General features: G+C 71.4%; 13 protein-coding genes and 1 pseudogene. 6 read left to right on the top strand and 8 right to left on the bottom strand.

Going from position 1 to position 19,083, the window contains the following annotated elements:
- Positions 1–373, bottom strand: a pseudogene (locus tag MXD61_RS10575) (acyl-CoA dehydrogenase); the annotation flags it as partial.
- A 209-nt stretch (positions 374–582) separates the two neighbouring features.
- Here MXD61_RS10575 and MXD61_RS10570 point away from each other — a divergent pair.
- Positions 583–1,926: an NtaA/DmoA family FMN-dependent monooxygenase gene (locus MXD61_RS10570; protein ID WP_248812655.1), complete on the top strand. Its 1,344-nt coding sequence runs from the start codon at positions 583–585 to the stop codon at positions 1,924–1,926.
- 17 nt (positions 1,927–1,943) lie between these two features.
- Positions 1,944–3,269, top strand: coding sequence for an NtaA/DmoA family FMN-dependent monooxygenase (locus MXD61_RS10565; protein ID WP_248812654.1), 1,326 nt, complete (start codon positions 1,944–1,946; stop codon positions 3,267–3,269).
- 45 nt (positions 3,270–3,314) lie between these two features.
- On the opposite strand, the gene MXD61_RS10560 is transcribed toward MXD61_RS10565, so the two are convergent.
- The 7 genes from MXD61_RS10560 to MXD61_RS10530 all read right to left on the bottom strand — a co-directional run bounded on the left by MXD61_RS10560 (position 3,315) and on the right by MXD61_RS10530 (position 10,229).
- Positions 3,315–4,331, bottom strand: a complete 1,017-nt coding sequence (locus MXD61_RS10560) for an aldo/keto reductase (RefSeq protein WP_248812653.1) — start codon at positions 4,329–4,331, stop codon at positions 3,315–3,317.
- Between the two features lie 115 nt (positions 4,332–4,446).
- The gene (locus MXD61_RS10555) at positions 4,447–5,556 is read right to left on the bottom strand and encodes an ABC transporter substrate-binding protein (protein ID WP_248812652.1); all 1,110 of its coding nucleotides are present in this window, start codon (positions 5,554–5,556) and stop codon (positions 4,447–4,449) included.
- Between the two features lie 26 nt (positions 5,557–5,582).
- Positions 5,583–6,467 carry an ABC transporter ATP-binding protein gene (locus tag MXD61_RS10550; RefSeq protein WP_374628761.1) on the bottom strand — a complete coding sequence of 295 codons (885 nt, stop codon included), beginning with the start codon at positions 6,465–6,467 and terminating at the stop codon, positions 5,583–5,585.
- Positions 6,451–7,353 carry an ABC transporter permease gene (locus MXD61_RS10545; protein WP_248812651.1) on the bottom strand — a complete coding sequence of 301 codons (903 nt, stop codon included), beginning with the start codon at positions 7,351–7,353 and terminating at the stop codon, positions 6,451–6,453. Before MXD61_RS10545 ends, MXD61_RS10550 begins: the two co-directional genes overlap by 17 nt.
- Positions 7,353–7,745 carry a TauD/TfdA family dioxygenase gene (locus tag MXD61_RS28010; RefSeq protein WP_285223221.1) on the bottom strand — a complete coding sequence of 131 codons (393 nt, stop codon included), beginning with the start codon at positions 7,743–7,745 and terminating at the stop codon, positions 7,353–7,355. The genes MXD61_RS10545 and MXD61_RS28010 overlap by 1 nt, the downstream gene beginning before the upstream one ends.
- A 45-nt stretch (positions 7,746–7,790) precedes the next feature.
- The gene (locus MXD61_RS10535) at positions 7,791–9,425 is read right to left on the bottom strand and encodes a rhodanese-like domain-containing protein (protein ID WP_248812650.1); all 1,635 of its coding nucleotides are present in this window, start codon (positions 9,423–9,425) and stop codon (positions 7,791–7,793) included.
- 27 nt (positions 9,426–9,452) lie between these two features.
- Positions 9,453–10,229, bottom strand: coding sequence for an SDR family NAD(P)-dependent oxidoreductase (locus MXD61_RS10530; protein ID WP_248812649.1), 777 nt, complete (start codon positions 10,227–10,229; stop codon positions 9,453–9,455).
- 430 nt (positions 10,230–10,659) lie between these two features.
- On the opposite strand from MXD61_RS10530, the gene MXD61_RS10525 reads away from it, so the two are divergent.
- From MXD61_RS10525 to MXD61_RS10510, 4 genes are all read left to right on the top strand, one after another.
- Positions 10,660–11,589 (top strand): LysR family transcriptional regulator, encoded by a 930-nt coding sequence (locus MXD61_RS10525; protein ID WP_248812648.1) that lies wholly within the window; start codon positions 10,660–10,662, stop codon positions 11,587–11,589.
- A gap of 375 nt (positions 11,590–11,964) precedes the next feature.
- Positions 11,965–15,717, top strand: a complete 3,753-nt coding sequence (locus MXD61_RS10520; RefSeq protein ID WP_248812679.1) for an ABC transporter ATP-binding protein — start codon at positions 11,965–11,967, stop codon at positions 15,715–15,717.
- 276 nt (positions 15,718–15,993) lie between these two features.
- Positions 15,994–16,548, top strand: a complete 555-nt coding sequence (locus tag MXD61_RS10515) for a non-canonical purine NTP pyrophosphatase (RefSeq protein WP_248812647.1) — start codon at positions 15,994–15,996, stop codon at positions 16,546–16,548.
- Between the two features lie 494 nt (positions 16,549–17,042).
- Complete coding sequence (locus MXD61_RS10510; RefSeq protein ID WP_248812646.1) at positions 17,043–18,977, top strand: HNH endonuclease; 1,935 nt, start codon at positions 17,043–17,045, stop codon at positions 18,975–18,977.
- Positions 18,978–19,083: the final 106 nt, after the last annotated feature.

The raw sequence follows: 19,083 nt of genomic DNA, 5'->3' as shown, positions 1-19,083 counted from the left end.
GCGCGGGCGCCGCGCCCCCCACCCCCCCCCCGCGGCCCCCGCGCCCCCCCCCGCCCGCGCCCCCGGGGCCGGGCCCCCGCAGCAGGTTCTCCACGACACCGAAATGGCTGCGCAGGATGTGCGCGACGTTGGAGTCGGCCGCGCCCAGTTCGATGAACACCTTGTAGAGCTCGACGAGCGACGCGCCGCCGCCCTGGGCGACGGGCAGCCGGATCGCGCCGAGCCGGGCCCGCCGGACGGCGTCGATCGGCTCGAACGGCAGCTCGTCACGTTCGTCGCGTCCCAGGGCGTCCTGCGCGATGTGTTCGATCAGCTCCCGCAACCGGGGGGAGCCATAGGTGACGGCTGCGGTGGCTTCGGCAAGGTCGGTCATCGGGGCCCCTTCTCGGTGTGGCAACCCAGCTTTGCCTCCCTGCGCGAGCGGGATCAACGCGGTCCGGCTAACGCGATGGGACGCCCCGCGCTTAACTGTCGCGGCCGGACCCGCCCCGGCCGCGCCGCCGCCGACCGCGAAGACGGGCTTCACCGAACCTGTAGCCGTTTCTCCTTCCTCGGGGGGCGGCTGCCCCGAACGATGCAGGGGTGGCCGAACGACTCCTGCATCTGAACGTCAACGGCAACGGGCTCGCGAAGCCGCCGAACAGCTGGCGGCGCAGCGATCCGCCGACCTGGTTTCTGGATTTCGCCCGGTGGGAGCAGCTCGGGCGGATCGCCGAGCGCGGCCTGCTCGACGCGGTGTTCCTCGCCGACCATCTGGGAGCCACCGATTTCAGCAGCCCCTGGCATGCCTTCGACCCGTTCATGCTCCAGACGGCCGTGGCCCGCGCGACCCGCCACATCGGCCTGGTCGCGACGCTGTCGGCGACCTTCTACCAGCCATGGGACGTCGCCCGCCGCGCCGCGACACTCGACCTCGCCTCCGGCGGTCGGGCGGCGGTCAACATCGTCACCTCGGGTGAGGACGCGGCGGCGGCGCTGTACGGCCGGGGCGTGCTGCCCGAGCGGGACGTCCGCTACGCCCGCGCCGAGGAGGTGCTGATCGCCGTCAAGCGGCTGTGGAACTCGTGGGACCCGGCGGCCCTCGTCGCCGATGCCGAGGCCGGTGAGCTGGTGCACGAGCACCTGGTGCCGACAGTGGACTACGACGGCGCGCACGTCGGCTTCACCGGGCGTTTCCAGTTCCCACGCTCCGCCCAGGGGCAGCCGGTGATCGTTCAGGCCGGCGCGTCACCGCGGGGCATCGACCTGGCCGCCCAGCATGCCGACGCGGTGTTCTGCGCGGCCAACACCATCCCGACCGCGCAGGAGTTCTACCGCACGCTGAAGGCACGCGCCGCCGCCCACGGCCGCAATCCGGACGAGCTGCTGATCCTGCCCGGCCTGAACATCACGCTCGGCGGCACCGAGGCCGAGGCGAAGGCACGCCGCGCCGACCTGGACGGTCCGGCCACCGTCGACGCCGCCAGTCTGAGCGCGTTGTCGACGCAGCTCGGCATCCCGGTGGATCTGCTGGTCGTGGACAGGACACTGCCCTGGGACGTCGTCGACTCTCCCGAGTGGCGGCCGCGCAGCGTGGGCGCCGCGACCGCGGTGCTGTCGGTGGCGCGCCGGGAGGGCCTCACCGTCCGCCAGCTGCTGGAGCGGCGTGTGCACGCGCAGAACGCCCTGGTCGGGACGCCGGAGCAGGTCGCCGACGAGATCGAGGTGTGGTTCACCCAGCGAGCCGCCGACGGCTTCAACATCAATTTCGACATCTTCCCGTCCGGCCTGGAGCAGGTGGCCGACCAGCTGATCCCGCAGCTGCAGCGACGGGGGATCTTCCGCCGCGAGTACACCTCCACCACCCTGCGCGGCCACTACGGCCTCCCGCCGCTCGCACCCGACGCCTCTCCCGCCGCCACCGCGGCGGTCACGCCCGTCGCCTGATCAGGAGACCACCGACCGTGAGCACCCGCCAGCTGCATCTGAACGTCAACGCGAACGCGCTGGGGCGCGCGCCGGGTGGGTGGCGTCTGCGCGACGACCCGCTCGGCTTCGTCGACATCGCCGAATGGGAGAAGCTCGGTCGGACCGCCGAGCGGGGCCTGCTCGACGCGGTGTTCCTCGCCGAAACACACGGTTTCGCCCAGCAGGACTTCACCCGGCCGTGGAACGCGCTCGACCCCTTCGTCGTGCTGACCGCGATCGCGCGCGCGACCACGCATGTCGGGCTGGTGGCGACGGTGTCGTCCACCTACCGGCACCCCTACCACATCGCCCGCCTCGCCTCCTCCCTCGACCTGGTCTCCGGCGGCCGGGCCGCCATCAACGTCGTCACCACGCAGTCGACGCGGGCCGGCGCCCAGTTCGGGCTGGACGCCCACCCCGACCGCGACGCCCGCTACGGCCGGGCCGACGAGGCGATCTCGGTGATCAAAGCGCTGTGGCAGTCCTGGGACCCGGACGCCCTCGTCGGCGACCAGGACTCCGGCGAGCTGACCGACCTGGCCAGGGTCCGGGAGGTCGAGCACACCGGCGAACATCTGCGGCTGCGGACCTGGTACCAGGTACCGCGCTCGCCGCAGGGCCACCCCGTCGTGCTGCAGGCCGGGGCGTCGCCGCAGGGCATCGACCTGGCCGCGAAGTACGCCGACGCGGTGTTCTGCGCCGAACACAGCCTCCAGCAGGGCCGGGACTTCGCACGCAGGGTCAGGTCCCGGGCGCGTGATGTCTATGGCCGCGACCCGGACGAGGTTCTCATCCTGCCAGGGCTGTGGCCGGTGCTGGGCAGCACCGAGGCCGAGGCGCGCGAGCGCCGCGACCTGCTGGCCAGCCTGTCCACCGACGACACCGACGCGCTGGCCTCACTCGCCGCCCAGCTCGGCCTGCCGGTGGACAGCCTGCGACCGGACCGGCAGCCGCCGTGGGATCTGATCGACTCACCGGACTGGAAGCCGTCCAGCCACGGCTTCGCCACCTCCGTGCTCCAGACCGCCCGCAACGAGAACCTGACGGTCCGCGACCTCCTCGAGCGGCACATCGCCGGCGGTGGGCACCGCATGGTGGTCGGCACCCCGGAACAGGTCGCCGACGAGATCGAGGCGTTCTTCACCGCGGGCGCCGCCGACGGCTTCAACCTCAACCACGACTTCTACCCCGACGGTCTCGATCTCATCGTCGACCAGCTGGTACCGGAGCTGCAGCGCCGCGGCATCTTCCGCAGGGAGTACGAGTCCACGACGCTGCGCGGACACCTCGGCCTGCGCATCCCGACATCGTCGTCTCGCTGACCAGCGGCGCCGGAGCTGGCCCGGCCCCGGCGCCGCCGCGCCGAATCAGGACACGGCGCCCGTGAGCGGGGGTGCCTCCACCCCGATCGCGGCCGGGCGCAGGGCCCGCTCTCCCCGGACCCGCTCGGCGATCCCCGTCAGTCGCTCGGCCTGCTCCGGCGCGAGGGTGACGCCCAGCGCCCCGACGTTCTCGCGCAGGTACGCGGCGTGGCGGGTGCCGGGGATCGGGACGACGTCCTCGCCGCGCGAGAGCACCCAGGCGAGTGCCACCTGGCTGGGCAGGGCGCCGACCTCGGCGGCGATCGCCGCGACCTCGTCGGCGAGCGCCCGGTTGGCGTCGAAGACCTCCGCCGCGAACCGGGGATGCGCCAGCCGACGCCCCTGCAGGTCCTCGCGGCTGCGCACCCGTCCGGTCAGCCATCCCCGTCCGAGCGGCGAGTAGGGGACGATGCCGATGCCCAGCTCCCGGGCGATCGGCAGCGTCCCGGCCTCGATGTCCCGGCTGAAGATCGACCACTCGTTCTGGATCGCGGTGACCGGATGGGTGGCATGCGCGCGGCGCAGGGTTCGCGGCCCCGGCTCGGACAGGCCGATGTAACGGACCTTGCCTGCCTCGACCAGCTCCCCCAGCGCACCGACGGTCTCCTCGATGGGGACCGTCGGGTCGACGCGATGTTGGTAGTAGAGGTCGATGTGGTCGATGCCCAGGCGCCGCAGCGAACCTTCCACCGCCGCGCGGACGTACTCCGGGCGTCCGTCCACCCCGCGGGCGTCCGGGTTGGTGTCGCGGTCGCGTGCGTTACCGAACTTCGTGGCGATCACGAGATCGTCCCGGCGCCCGGCGACGGCGCGGCCGAGCAGCGTCTCGCTGACGTCCGGGCCGTAGACGTCGGCGGTGTCGAAGAAGGTGATGCCGGCCTCGATCGCCTCGTCGAGCAGCGCCGTCGCGAGCCTCTGCTCGTCGGCGGCGGCGGACCGCACGAAGCTCATGAAGCCCAGGCCGAGCGCGGAGACCTCCGGGCCGTGGGCGCCGAGCCTGCGTCGAGCAATGGTGCCTGTCACCGTCGTTGTCTCCCTCGGTCGCACGGATCCGCTGTAGGCGGCTCATCCGGTCATGCGAAAGCCCGGCCGGGCCTGCCGCGAGCGCAGGCCCGGCCGGGCGGTGGCCAGCGGCGGATCAGCTGGCCGGGCCGGTCGTGACGCTGTCCAGGACCGTCGTGTAGTTGAACCCGAGCTTCGGCGCGACATCGGTCTTGAGCCCGCCGTACTCGAACGCGGCGTCCACGGTCACCTGCTGGATCCGCAGGAACTTCGGATCGCCGATCCGGTAGAAGGTCGAGTGCCTGGCGTTCTCCCAGTTCACCTGGGCCACGTCGGGCTTCTGGCCCACCTGGTCCACCAGAACCTTCACGTACTCCGCCTCGTGGGTCGGGATCCACTTCTCGTAGAAGGTCCGTAGCCGCCCGTAGAAATCCTTGATCGCGGCAAGCTTGGTCGGGTTCTTCAGTACGTCGGTCCGAGCGATCCAACCGCTGCCGCCGATGAGGCCGAGCGAGGCCATGTCGGCGATCTCGACCGCGTCCTTGGAATCGACCAGCTTCTTCACGAGGCTGTAGCTGGTGACGACGGCGTCCAGACTGCCGGCGAGAAAGGCGTTGGCCGCGGCCTGGTTGCTCGGGAACTGCACGCCGCGCACATCCTTGAGGCCGAGACCGCTCTTCTGCAGCGCGATGACGTACTCGGCGTAGATGTTGCCGCCGTAGTTGAAGCCGATCTTCTTGCCCCGCAGGTCGGCCAGCGATCTGATGCCGGAGCTCCTGGTCGCGTACACGGCCGACAGGTAGGGCGCGTCGGGCGTCCACGTCACGGCGAAGCCCTGGATCGGCGCGGCGTTCTCGGCCCAGGGGGTGGCGGCGTTGGCGGCTTCGAACGCGGCGGTGTTCTCACCGGTCTGGCCGACGTCGATCTGCTTGCCGTAGAGCGCGGCGAGCTGGTTCGCCGGCCCGGCGATGATCGGTATCTGGAACTTGTACGGCGTGTCCTCGAACAGGCCGGACGCCTTGAGCAGCGCGGGGAAGTCCGCGGTCTGATAGCCGATCTTGAGGCTGACACCGGAGAGGTCGACGGAGGACCCACTCGTCGCACCGCCCGCGGCCGGCGAAGCCCCGCTCCCGGTGGAGGACCCGCCATCGCTCCCGCAGGCGGCGACCACCGCGGCCAGGGCGATGGTCGCGGTGGCGGCGGACGCGCGTTGGAGGAGGCGCCAGGGCTTCTTTCTGGTGAACATGAAAGGCGGTCTTTCTCGTGGGTTGGTCACTGAGGGTCCGTTGCGGATGTCTGGTCGGCGGAATGGTGACTGGCGGAATGGATGCCTGCGGAGTCGCCGCCGGCGGGGATGAGGGCGCCCGCATCGCCGCCACCGACGGTGCGGGCGACGCCGAGCTGCTCGAGCAGCGTCGCCCGCAACTCCAGGAATCGCGGATCGTCGCGGTTGCGGGGCTTGTCGATGGTGACGGCCTGGTCCAGGGCGATCGAGCCGTTCGAGAGCACCAGGACCCGGTCCGCGAGCAGGATCGCCTCGTCGACATCGTGGGTGACCAGGACGACAGCCGGCTCGTGCCGCGCGCACAGCGCCGCCAACAGGTCATGCATCCGGATCCGGGTCAGCGCGTCGAGGGCCGCGAACGGCTCGTCGAGCAGCAGCAGGTCCGGCTCGGTGACCAGGGCGCGGGCGAGTGCCACCCGCTGGGCCTCTCCGCCGGAGAGCGTGCGCGGCCAGGCGTCTCCGTGCCCCGCGATGCCGACCTCGGCCAGGGCGTTTGTCGCCCGGCGGCGCGCGGCCCGCGGCCGGGGAGCGCTGAGCACGACATTGCGCCACACCTTCTGGGCGGGGATCAGACGCGGTTCCTGGAAGACGGTCGAGCGCGCCCGGGGAACGATCACGCGTCCCCCGTCGGCGGTGTCGAGGCCGCCGAGGATGCGCAGCAGGGTCGTCTTGCCCGTCCCGGACGGGCCGAGCAGCGCGACGAAGTCCCCCTTGCGCAGCTGGAGGTCGACACCGTCGAGCACCGCCCGGCCGTTGAAGACCCGCCGCACGCCCAGCACGTCGACCACGTGGCCCGCGCCGTCCGCCGGCGCCGCGGCGGGCGGCGCCCCGGCGACGGTCGCGTTGTCCAGGATCTCAGCCGATGCCGACACGGGCCCTCCAGGGCAGGGCGAGGCGCTCCACGCCTCGCATGAGCAGGTCGATGAGGATGCCCAGCACCGCGTAGATCCAGATACCGGCGATGACGATGTCCGGGCGCTGGTTGTTCTGGGCGTTGATGATCAGGAAACCGATGCCGGCGGTGGAGTTGACCTGCTCGGCCAGTACCAGCGACAGCAGCGAGAACGAACAGGCGAAGCGAAGGCCGGTGAGGATGCCGGGCAGCGCCGTCGGGAAGATGATGCGGCGGGCTATCTGGAAACCGCTGAGCCCGAAGGTCCTCCCGGCCTCGATGAGCTTCTGGTCGGTGTTCTTCACCGCCTGGAACGTGTTCAGGTAGAGCGGGAACAGCGCGGCCGCGGTGATGAGCGCGAGCTTGGACGACTCGTCGATGCCGAACCAGGTGACGAACAGCGGCACCAGGGCGATGAAGGGCACCGTCCGCAGCATCTGCAGGGTGGCGTCGAAGATCTCCTCACCGATCTTCCACAGGCCGGCGAAGATGCCGAGGAGCAGGCCGGCGAAACCGCCGATCAGCAGGCCCGTGCCGGCACGGCGTAGCGACACCGGGATGGCGTCCTGCAGCGATCCGTTGTTCCACAGGTACTTGTAGGCTTCCAGGATCGTCTTCGGTGAGGGCAGCGTGTCCTCAGAGGTCCATTTCCAGTTCAGCGCCAGCTGCCAGAAAACGACCAGGAAAACGGGGACGCCGATGCGCAGCGTCCAGCCGCTCCAGAAACGGATCCGCCGCCGGATCTCCACCCCGCGGCCGTGGCCGTCCGGGCTGAGATCGACCAGCGCCCGGTCGAGGGTGGCCTTCGCGGCGTTGTCGCGGTCCGGCGCTGGCGCGGTGTCGGCGACGAGTTCCATGATCGCCATCACGCCACTCCGACCCCGACCCCGACCCCGACGCTGTCGCCGGTGCCGGTGCCGGTGCCCACGGGACGGGTTCCGCGCAGCTGCACACGGTGGTAGCCGTCGTCGCTGCGGAAGCTGCGGGAGTCGAAGGCGACGACGGGGCTGTCGGCGTCGATCGGGCGCAGCACGGCGCTGCCGGCGGTGAGCTCGCCGATCCCCGCGGCGAACCGAGCCTGCCCGGCGGGGTCGAGGGGCTGGCCGGGGAAGAGGAGCACCTGGTGTTCCAGCCGGGCGGCCCGCAGCTCGGCGATGGTCGCCGGGTCGAGGTCCGCCGCCAGGTCGACGCCGGTGACCTCGGCGCCGAAGTGGGCGTTCAGCCGCCGAAATCGTGGGCCTGAGGCGAGTGTGCTCATGAACCGGTCCTTACTGGCTGATGCGGTTGGGCGGACCTGATGCGGTCAGGCGAACGTCGTGAACGGGACGGTGTCGTCCTGCTCCAGCTCGGCGACAAGACCGAGTTCCCAGGCCAGGTAGCGGCGAAATCCCGCTTTGCGTGCCTCGGGATCGGTCTCGCGCCAGCCGGAACTGACGACGTCGTTCGGCTCGTGCAGCCACGTGACCTGGTCGGTCTCCACGGGCAGGCCCGCGGCACGCCAGGCGGCGGTACCGCCGTCGAGCACCCGTACCTCCCGCTCGGTGACGGCCGTGAGGTCGGCGGCGGCGTACCGGGCGAGCACACCGTCGGGGGAGGTCACCACGATCGGCCCGGTGCCGGTCGGCCCGGTGGCGGGCAGGGCGGAGGGCGACTCCGTGAGCCGGGCGCGGATGGCGAAGTACGCCCCGGGCAGGTGACCGGCCCGGTAGTCGGGGCTGGGGGCGACGTCGAGCACGAGTGTGTCCCCTGCCGGCGCGCTGGCCAGTTCGCCGGGGGTGACGGCGCGCGGGCCGCCGGTCGGCAGGCCGAGGTCCGGGCTCACCACCGGCCCGGTCTCCAGCTCGACGCCGTCGAGCGCGCCATCGAGGACGAAGACCTCGGCCCAGCCGAGCTGGACGATCCAGGAGGCGGCGACGGTGGCCCGCACGCCGTCGTTGTCGACGAGGACCACGCGGGAACCGTGCGTCCCGACATGCCGGAACACCCACGGCGCGACGTCCCAGCTCGGCGCCGAGCGCGAACCGGGCCGGTGGCCGGCCGCGAACTCCTCGGGCGTGCGCACGTCGAGGACGTAGAGCGAGCGGGTGTCGTCCGCGGCGAAGCGCGCCAGCGTCGCCGCGTCAATGTGCCGGATACCGAAACGCTCGCGGAAGCGGTCCGCGGCCGCCCGCGCGGCGTCCAGCGCCGCACCCGTCGGGAGCGGCGCCTCGGACCGCTGGCCGTGGTCGAGCTCGTGGCCCTCCAGCACCCACGACTGGGTGCCGCCCTCCAGCGACACGACCCGGTTCGGCAGGCCGGCGTTGATCAGGACCTGGGCGCCGAGGATGCTGCGCGTGCGCCCGGCGCAGTTGACCACGACCAGGGTCTCGGGCGAGGACACCACCTCGGCGGCCCGGTAGACAAGCTCGGCGCCGGGGATCGACGTCCCGCCGGGCAGGCTGTGGTTCGTGAACTCGCCGATGGGCCGGCTGTCCAGCAGCACGATGTCCTCACCGGCGGCCCGGCGCTCGAGGAACTCGGGCACACTGATGTGCGGCGTCTTGTAGATCTCCTCGATCCACTCGCCGAAGGCCTGCCCGATGACGTGGTCTCCGCCGCTGTGGACCTTGTACCCGGCCTCGGCCCACGCGGCGAGCCCGCCCTCAAGCACGCGGACATCGGTGTAGCCGAGCTCGCGCAGCCGGGCCGCGCCGCGCTCCGCGAGCCCGCCGTCGCCGTCGCCCCCGTCGTAGGTGATGACCGGCGTGTCCCGGCGGGGGACGAGCGCCCCCACCCGGCGCTCCAGGACGCTGAGCGGGATCGAGACGCCCAGCAGGATCGAGCCCTGCTCGGCGGTGACGCCCGGCTCGCGGACGTCGACGAGCGCGTACTCCGCGCCGCCGCCGAGCAGCGCACGCAGTCCGGTGGCGTCGATGGTGAAGGTGGTGAAGTCGGTCATGGGGTTCTCCCGGGCTGGTGTCGGGGCTCAGTAGTGGATGGACCCGGGCACGCCGCCGCCGGCGAAGACGCCGTCCCCGGTGATGGCGACGCTGCGCGGGGAGGCAAGGAAGGCGACGACCCAGGCGACCTCGTGCGGCTCGATCACCCGGCCGATGACGGTGTTCGCGCCCGGCCCCGCCGCGGTGCCGGGCGCCCTCGCTTCGACCAGTTCGGTGTAGCGCTCGGTGCGGGTGGGCCCGGGGTGGACGACCGTGACGTTGATGCCATGCGGGCCGAGTTCGTCGGCGACGTTCTTGGTCAGCGCGGTGACCGAGGCGTTGCGCACCGAGCCGATGACCGAGACCGTGGACCGGGAGCCGGTGCCGCTGATGTTGATGATGCGGCCCCAGCCGTTCTCGACCAGCAGCGGGGCGACTGCGCGGATCGTCCGCAGGTAGCCGATGACCTTGACGTTGAGCTGCCGCTGGAACCACGCGTCGTCGGCGTCGTGCAGGCTCGGGCCGTGCTGGGCGGGCTGCTCGGCGGCGTTGTTCACGAGGATGTCGACGCCGCCGAAAGCCGTCCGCACGGTGTCGACCAGGGCTCGCACCGAGTCGTCGTCGCCGGTGTCGGCCCGCACGGCGAGAACGTCGGCGCCGGTCGACTCCCGGATCGCGGCGGCCGCCCGGTCCAGCGCGTCCTCGCGACGCCCCGCTATCGCGACCCGCACGCCCTCGCGAGCCAACTCCTCGGCGATGGCACGGCCGATGCCGGTGCCGCCGCCGGTGACGATCGCGCGCTTGCCAGCCAGTTCGAGACCCACAGGTTTCCCCGATCGAATGCACGGTGGCAGCGTTCGGCTGCCGGGACCGGCTCAGCGTGCGGGGCCTACGACATGCCGAACAAGCAAGTTCCTCTACGGAAACAGGTGGAATTGGGCTTAACCGTGGCCCCGCGCCGCCCGGCCACGCCGCGTGAAAGTCGATCGGTTCGATCGACAAGGTGGTGTGTTCATGCAGGTCTGTGCCATCATCGGCGGGTGAGCAGCAGGATGGACCTCGTCGCGCGTCTGCATGTGGATCTCATGCGTGCCTGCGCCGCCGCCTGTTGTTGATCCGCTTCGTCCGGTAACCGAATGGTGGCCCGCCCCGCTGGCGGTCGGGCCCGTCACGCTTTTTCCAGACGTTCATCGTCGACGCCGGCCGGCCCTGCCCGGCGTCGTGGCGGTCAACTCGCTCACCCCCGAGGTAACCATGAGCATGCTCGACCTGCGCCGCATGATGTTGCTCCGCGATCTCGCCGACTTCGGCACCGTCACCGCCGTCGCCGAGCGGCGCAACATCACCAGCTCCGCCGTGTCCCAACAGCTGCGGGTGCTTGAGCAGGAGACTGGCGCCATCCTGTTCCGCCGGGACGGGCGAACCCTGGGCCTCACCCGCAGCGGCCGCGTCCTCGTCGAGCACGCGCGCGTCGTGCTGGGCGCCATGGACGACGCGATGAGCGCGCTGGCGGCCGAGCGTGACCAGATCTCCGGCCAGGTCGCCGTCGCGTCCTACAACCTGGGCATCCCCGCCTTCGCCGCGCCGCTCGTGCATCGCCTGAGCACGGACAAGCCACACCTGCAGATCCGGCTGCAGCAGGCCGACGCGGGCGACGCGCTGCGCCTGCTGCGCCAGAACGAGGTGGATGTCGCGATCATCTACCGCTGCGACTTCGAGGCTCAGGACATGCTCAGTGGGCTGACCCAGGAGGCCCTGCTGGTCGAGCCGTTCGCGCTGCTGGTACCGACCCGGCTGCACCCGCGGGTGCGCAGCCGAGGGCTCGCCGCCCTCGCGGACCTGCCGTGGGTGACAGGGCTGGTCGACTCGAGCCTGGACATCGCCCTGCTGCGCGCCGCCGAGCGAGCCGGTTTCACCCCGCGGATCATGCACCGGCTGGTGACCGCCCAGATCGTCTGCGACCTCGCCGCCACCGGCGTCGTCCCGGCGATCGTGCCCCGGCTGTCGGTGCCACCACACCTGGAGCACCTCATCGTCGAGGGTGTCCCGGTCGGGCATCGCACGGTCAGCGCGGTCGTGCGGACCAGGCGTCGCGCCGACCCGAACATCGCGCACATCCTGCGCACGCTGCGCGTGATCGGCGCCCAGGCGCTGGGCGAGCCGCAGCTGAGCGTCGCTTCGTGACCGCGTGATGCCAGCGGTGTCGATGCGGTGCGGTGCGTGCGCGAACCTCGGCATTCCAGCAGTCCTCCGCGGGTTCTCCGCGCAACGGTGACCGCCGCGGGTGGCCGTCCCTCACGATCCGGGTCGAGCGCATCGACAATCAACAAATTGATGCTAAATCGTTACTGTAGACAAACTTAATAAACATTCCTGCGCCCTGCGTTAACGTCTGACGGGTCGGGCGAGCCGCCCATGTCCGCCGGCAGACAACGGTGGCGGTGGGTCTGAGCCGCGCCGTCCGACGGACGGGTGCCGCGCCACACACGTGGTGTCGCCCGTCCCCTCGACCGCGCACGCCGGACATCAGGCGGCCCCTTCGGAAAGGTCGACGTGAGCATGGCGCGCAAGGGTGCTCTGCGTATGCTCGCCCCTTTGCTGGGGCGAAATCTCCGCTCGATCCGGTGGGCCATCGCGCTCGCGGTCGCCGGCCAGGCGACGCTGGGTCTGCTGCCGCTGATCCAGCAGGTCATCCTGGATGACACGATCCTGCGTCACGACCGCTCGCTCGCCGTGTGGACCACGCTCCTGCTGGTCGCCGGCGCGGCGAGCTACCTCGCTAACTACCTGCGCCGCCGCGTCGGCTTCAAGGCGGCCGTACGCAGCCAGCGCGACCTGCAGATCCGCGTCCACCACCACCTGCAGTACCTCGACGCGACCGGCCGCGACCGGTTCCGTTCCGGCGACGTGATGTCGCGCGCGACGTCCGACCTCACGCTCATCCAGATGTTCCTGCAGCAGCTGGGCATCACGTTCGGCAGCCTGACGCTGCTGGTCGTCGCCGTGGTGGTGATGGTGATCCTCGCGCCGCTGCTCGCGCTGGTGATGGCGGTCTCCGTTCCGGTGTTCTTCGCCGTCGCGGTCTGTTTCCGCCGCCGCTCCTTCCCCGCCAGCTGGGCCGACCAGTACTACAAGGGCGCGGTCGCGGGGGTCGTCGAGGAGGCGGTCACCGGGGTTCGGGTCGTCAAGGCGTTCGGGCAGGACGCGCAGGAGCAGGCGGAGCTGGGCCGCGCCGCCCGGGCGCTGTTCCAGTCCCGGCTGCGCACCGCGCGGATCACCGCCTTCTTCAGCGCGACGCTGGAGACGATCCCCGGCCTGACCCAGCTCGCGGTGCTCGCCCTCGGCGGCTTTCTGGTGCTGCGCGGCCATGCCTCGCTCGGCGTCTTCCTCGCCTTCTCCAGCTACGTCCTGCAGCTGGTGACGCCGGTGCGCTTCCTGTCCGGCATGCTGGCGACCAGCCAGCAGGCGCGGGCCGGCGCAGCGCGGCTCGTGGAGCTGCTCGCCACCGAGTCGGCCGTCGTGGAGGCACCGGACGCCGTGCCGCTGCGCGACCCGGTCGGCCTGCTCGAACTCGACCACGTCGACGTCGCCCATGCCGACGGGAAACCGGTCCTGCGCGACGTCAGCCTGCGGGTGGCACCGGGCGAACGGATCGCGATCGTCGGCGCCTCCGGATCGGGCAAGTCGACGCTGGCCCAGCTGCTGGTCCGCTTCCACGACCCGGACCGCGGCACGGTGCGGGTCGACGGCCGCGACGTTCGCGACTACACCCTCGCCTCGCTGCGCGCCTGCATCGGGATCGTGCCAGAGGAGGGATTCCTGTTCTCCGGCACCATCCGCGACAACATCGCCTTCGGGCGCCCCGACGCCACTGATGACGAGATCGAGCACGCCGCGGTCGCCGCACACGCGCACGGCTTCATCGCCGGGCTGCCGGACGGCTACCAGACCGTGGTCGGCGAACGCGGTTTCACCCTGTCGGGTGGCCAGCGCCAGCGCCTCGCCCTGGCCCGGGCCGTGCTCGCCGGCCCGCGGATGCTGGTTCTCGACGACGCCACCTCGGCCATCGACGCCCGCACCGAGCACGCGATCCACACCTCCCTGACAGAGGTTCTCGGCACCCGCTCCGCCGTGCTGATCGCCAAGCGTTTCTCGACGCTGCGCCTCGCCGACCGCGTCATCGTCCTGGACGCGGGGCGCATCGTCGACGAGGGCACCACCGAGGAGCTCCTGGCACGGTCCGCGCTGTTCCGCGAACTGCTCACCGGTCCGGGCCCCGGCGCCGGGCCGAGCGCCTCAGCCCGGCCGGTGGACGCGATCGACCCGGCCGCGTGGCCGGTGGACGTCGACCGGGCCGGCGCGCCGAAGACAAGCAGCTACGGGGGTGAGGTCATCGCCGCGGCCGGTGGCGGTCCGGGCGCCGGGCCCGCGGGCGACACCGCACGGCTGGCGGGGCTCACGACCGGCTCGGCCGAGCTGCTCGCCGCCGTGGCGGCACTGCCGGCGCTCGGCGGTGAACCGGACGTCGACGTGGCCGAGGCGATGCGGCCCGTGGACGGGTTCTCGCTGAGCGCCGAGTTCGGCCGGTTCCGGGTGCCGCTGGCGCTGGTCGCGGCGCTGGTGGCGGTGGACGCCGCCGCGGGTGCGGGGATCCCCGCACTGATCCGCTTCGGTGTCGACCACGGCGTCTCCCGTGGTTCCGTGCGGGTGCTCGCCGCCGTCTGCGCCGCGCTGCTGGTGGTGCAGGTGATCGTCTGGTTCAACGCACGGGCGATGACCTACCGCTCGCAGCGCACCGCCGAGCGGATGCTCTTCGGCCTGCGGGTGCGCACCTTCGCGCACCTGCAGAGGCTGTCACTGAGCTTCTACGAGCGCAGCCCGGCCGGCGCGATCATGACCCGGATGACCTCCGATATCGAGGCGTTCGCCCTGCTGCTGCAGCAGGGCCTGCTGGCCGCCATGACCAGCCTGGTGGGCATGGCGGGTATCGCCGTGGCGCTGGCCGTCTTCAGCCCGTCGCTGGCGCTGGCCGTCGCCGTGGTGCTGGTGCCGCTGGTCGCCTCGACGTACTGGTTCCAGCGGGCGTCGGGCCGCACCTACCAGGTGGCCCGCGAGCGGATCTCGGTGCTCTATGCCGAGCTGCAGGAGAGCCTGGCCGGCGTCGTGGTCAGCCAGGCCTACGGCCGACAGCCGGCCAACGAGGCCCGGTTCGCGGCGCTCGCGGAGTCCTACTGCCAGGCCCGATGTCTCGCGGCGGAGTACCAGGCCCGCTACTTCCCGTTCCTGCAGCTGCTCAGCACCGTCGCGAAGACCGTCGCGCTGGTGGTCGGCGCGCACCAGGTGGCCCACGGGTCCCTGAGCCCCGGCCTGCTGATCGCGTTCCTGCTCTACCTCGACCAGTTCTTCACACCCATCCAGCAGCTGTCCACCGTCTTCGACCAGTGGCTGCAGGCGAACGCGGCCGCGCGCCAGCTGGGCGAGCTGCTGCGGACCCGCACCGCCACCCCGCAGGCCGCTCACCCGGTGCTGCCGCCCGGCCGGCTGCGTGGCGAGATCAGCCTGGAGCATGTCACCTTCGCCTACGAGGGGACCGGCCTGGTGGCCCTGAACGACGTGAGCCTGTCCATCCCGCCCGGCCAGGTCGTGGCACTGGTCGGCACCACGGGCGCCGGCAAGTCCACGCTGGTCAAGCTGGTGGCCCGCTTCCACGACGCCTCGCGGGGCACCGTCCGCGTCGACGGTGTCCCCCTGACCGAGCTCGACCTGGCCGCCTACCGGCACCAGCTGGGCTACGTCCCGCAGGAACCGTTCCTGTTCTCCGGCACGATCCGGTCCACCATCGCCTACGGCCGCCCGGACGCCAACGACCTCCAGGTCGAACGCGCGGCGCGGGCGGTGGGCGCACACGAGTTCGTCGCCGGGTTGCCGCGGGGCTACCTGACCCCGGTCTCCGAGCAGGGGCGTTCGCTGTCCGCGGGGCAGCGCCAGCTGCTCAGTCTCGCGCGGGCGCTGCTCGTCGACCCGGCGATCCTCCTGCTCGACGAGGCCACGGCCAACCTCGACCTCGCCACCGAGGCGCGGGTCCAGCAGGCGATGGGCCTGGTGTCCAGCGGTCGCACGACCCTGCTCATCGCCCATCGCCTGCACACCGCCAGAGCCGCGCACCGCATCCTCGTCGTCGACAACGGCACCATCGCCGAGGATGGCTCGCACGACGAGCTGATCGCCCTCGGCGGCCGCTACGCCGAGCTGTGGGCAGCGGCCGCCGACGCCGCGCCGATTACCGCGCCCCTCGACGCCGGAGCATGGTGAGCGGCGCTAACCCGCCGCCGCGGGTGCCGCCGCCGGCTCGACGACGCGAGCGGATCACCCGCAGGCACGGAAAGCAGCAGAGACATCGCAGGCATCCGCCCAGCCTGGTTCGGATCACCCCATGGGCTTGGGAGGACTCCTGTTCCCCTCGCAAGCACCGAAGGAAAACGAAGATCGCATAGGGCGTGGGGCGCTGGCCTCACCGAGGCAGGACGCCGGGAAGCACGGCCATCCACGGGAACGTCACAGCGTTGCGAGCCACGTCAGGGAGCATCCATGATCGACGGTGTCACGATCGTCACCGGGAACGAAGGCAAGGCTCGCGAGTACTCCACCCTCCTGGGCGTCCCCGTGGCCACCACCACGGTGGAACTCATCGAGATCCAGTCCCTGGACGTCGCGACCGTGGTGAAACGCAAAGCCGAGGACGCCTACACGAAGCTGCGACGCCCGGTGCTCGTCGACGACACCGGCCTGGCCCTACCCGCCTGGAACGGCCTACCCGGCGCCCTCGTCGCCTGGTTCCTGAACACCGTCGGCGTTCAGGGCCTGCTGGACATGGCCGCCGGCGTGACCGACCGCCGCGCGACCGCCACGACCGCCCTCGGATATGCCGACGACAGTGGCGTCCACGTCGTCACCGGCACACTGCACGGAACACTGACCACACAGCCCCGCGGCGACGGTGGCCACGGCTACGACAGCATCTTCACGCCCACCGGCAGCATCCACACCCTCGCACAGATGCCAACCGAACAGAAGAACACGATCTCCCACCGCCGACTCGCCATCGACGCCCTCCGCCACGCACTCGCGACACCGACCCTCTGAATAATTCCAGCCGATCGTAACGCCCGACAAGGGCGCTGGACGTCGGCCCGGTCCACCCGGGCATCGCCGCGGGATCAGCCGGCTGGCGGTCGAGTTCGGATAACAGCACCGTGCCAGTTAAATGAGCTTTATCCGCCAGTGGATCCGCGGCATACGCTCAGGCATCGACGCCTGAGACATATATCCCCTTTCGACACACTAGGACCCTTTTAGTCATACTAGTAAAATTCCCGCTAAAATGTACCTTTTGGTACTCCGTGAGCGTCGCCAGGCGGCCACCACGGGCACTTGTCGTCCTTCGAACCACGCGATAACGTCTGCCAGGTTCGCCGTCGTCATGGGGGGATGGACGAGCCGACACCTTCACATCGTTTCGTGAGCGCTCGCTTGCGGCGCGGTCGCGCACGCGTGCACGCGTGCCACACAGGCTTCCGTTCAGGCTTTTCTTCGTCGCGCCCGCGGTCGGGCCGGCTTTTCTGTCGTGGGGAGAGCGCGTGCGTCCGGTCAATCCTGGCACGGTCGTCGACGATTACCGGGAACTCGAGGAGGACATCGCCGCGTTCGCCTCCTACCTGCAGGACCTGTATCTCGCGTCGCTGCGGGGGGCGACGGACGCGGTCTTCTGCCGCCGGGTCGTCACCGCCGTGGACGAGGCGCTGCACGACTTCGCGGAAGTCGACGCCGACGAGATCCTGAAACTCTGCGGCCGCGACCCGGCGAAGCTGCTCAAGGAGTTCGGTGACCGCCTCGACGACGTGCGCGATGTCGCAGGTCAGGGACGGACTCCCGACCTGACCGGCCGCGGCCAGGGGGCGCTTGAGGACCTCCGGGACGAGGCTCAGATCTGCGCGGAGCTGTGGCGCGTGCTCAGCCCGCTGGTGAAGCCCGCGCTGACGGCCGGGGCCGAACGACTCAGGATCTACCGACGGGCACGGCGTGGACTGATCGAGCGCCTCGGCGCCTTCTGCAGCTACTGCGAGCTTCCCGTCGTCACCTCGCTCGCCACCGAACACGTGCTGCCGAAGGCGTCGTTCCCCGTCTACGGGGCGGCCTGGGACAACTTCCTGCTCGCCTGCGCGGCCTGTAACAGCGCGAAAGGCGAGAATCCCGCCTACGACTCGGTCGACCCCGGCGCCGCGCTCACCCTCGCCACCGCCGCGACGCGGGCCCGCGCGACGTTCCGCAGCCCCCGCGATCCGGCGTACACGAACTTCGGCGCGGAGTACACCCATGTCCTGCAGCACGTCGTGCGGATCGGTTCGGCGGTCGTGCACCGCGTGGACATTCCCAGCGCCCGGGTGACCGAGTGGTTCACCCGCGGCGCGTTCAGTCGGACGACGTCGCCGGTCGGTGTCCTCGTCGCCCGGGTCGTCGCCCCGAACCGGATGGGGGCGACCCGGGTGAACGCGGCGGCGCTCGACGCGATCAGGACCTTCTCCGGCACCACCGCCGCGGCCGACTGGAGCCAGGTGCACCCGGCCGTGCGTGTGATCGCGCCGTTGTTCATCCGCACGGCCGGCACCTATCGGGTCGCGGCCCGCACGCGCCTGACCGACGACGCGTGCGCCTTCTACCTGGAGCATCGGGTCGTCATCACCATGAACATCCCCGGGGCCAGGGGGCGCGGGCAGGTGAAGCAGTGCCGGGTGACGCTGGGCACGTCGTCGCGCTCCATCACCGTCGACGCCATCGACGCGCGCCTGATGCTGCTCGCGCGGACCTTCACGCCCGCGGTCACCGGACAGCTCGGCCTGCCGGACTGGACCCCGGTGGCCGGCGTGAAGGTCATCGACACCGAGAACTACGAGATCACGTTCGCCCAGCGACACTGGGTGGAGCTGACGGAGCTCCACCCAGGCAGTGAGGCGCCGCGCGAGGCGACGCTACGGGCCGGGGAGATCTCCGACATGCCGCTGGAGCTGTCCGTGCGCTCGGTGGCACCCGCGCCGGCGCTGGGGCAGCCACATCCCAGCGCGAGGACGATCTCCATGGTCAACCTCAACGACGACCGCAACGACAAAGGCGGCGGCGCGAAGGGCAAAAAGGAGAACCGGATCTTCGACCGGCGGGTCTACCGGCGCACCCTCGCCTGGACGATCGCCGTCGAGAGCCTGCGGCGCGTCCTCGACGCCCTGGCCGCGGACCTCCCGACCGCCCAGCGACAGGTGCTGATCGACGCCATCGGCATGACGGCCGGCGCGACGGGCTGCGCCACCGTGTGGACAACGCTGATCAGGAGCCTCCCCGGCGACACCGACGCCCAGCGGGAGCTCAAGGCTGCCCTGCTCACCGCCCTCGACGGACAGTTCCTCGGCACCCGGCTGCCGCCCCCACCCCCGCCGCCCGTGATCGCACCGCCGCCGGTCCAGCAGACCGCGCAGACGGGCCAGTCGACGCAGACGACCACCAGCCACGTGCCCGGGACCTGACACCCGCCGGGCCGCCCTCGCGGCCCGTCCTCGCCGCCCGTCCCCGCACGCCGTCCCCGCGGCCCGTCCCCACGCGCCGTCCTCACGCGCCGTCCGCGGGACGCGC

It is taken from the genome of Frankia sp. AgPm24 (genome assembly GCF_023243055.1).
GTDB lineage: Bacteria > Actinomycetota > Actinomycetes > Frankiales > Frankiaceae > Frankia > Frankia umida.
This window is presented reverse-complemented; position numbering and strand designations above follow the sequence as displayed.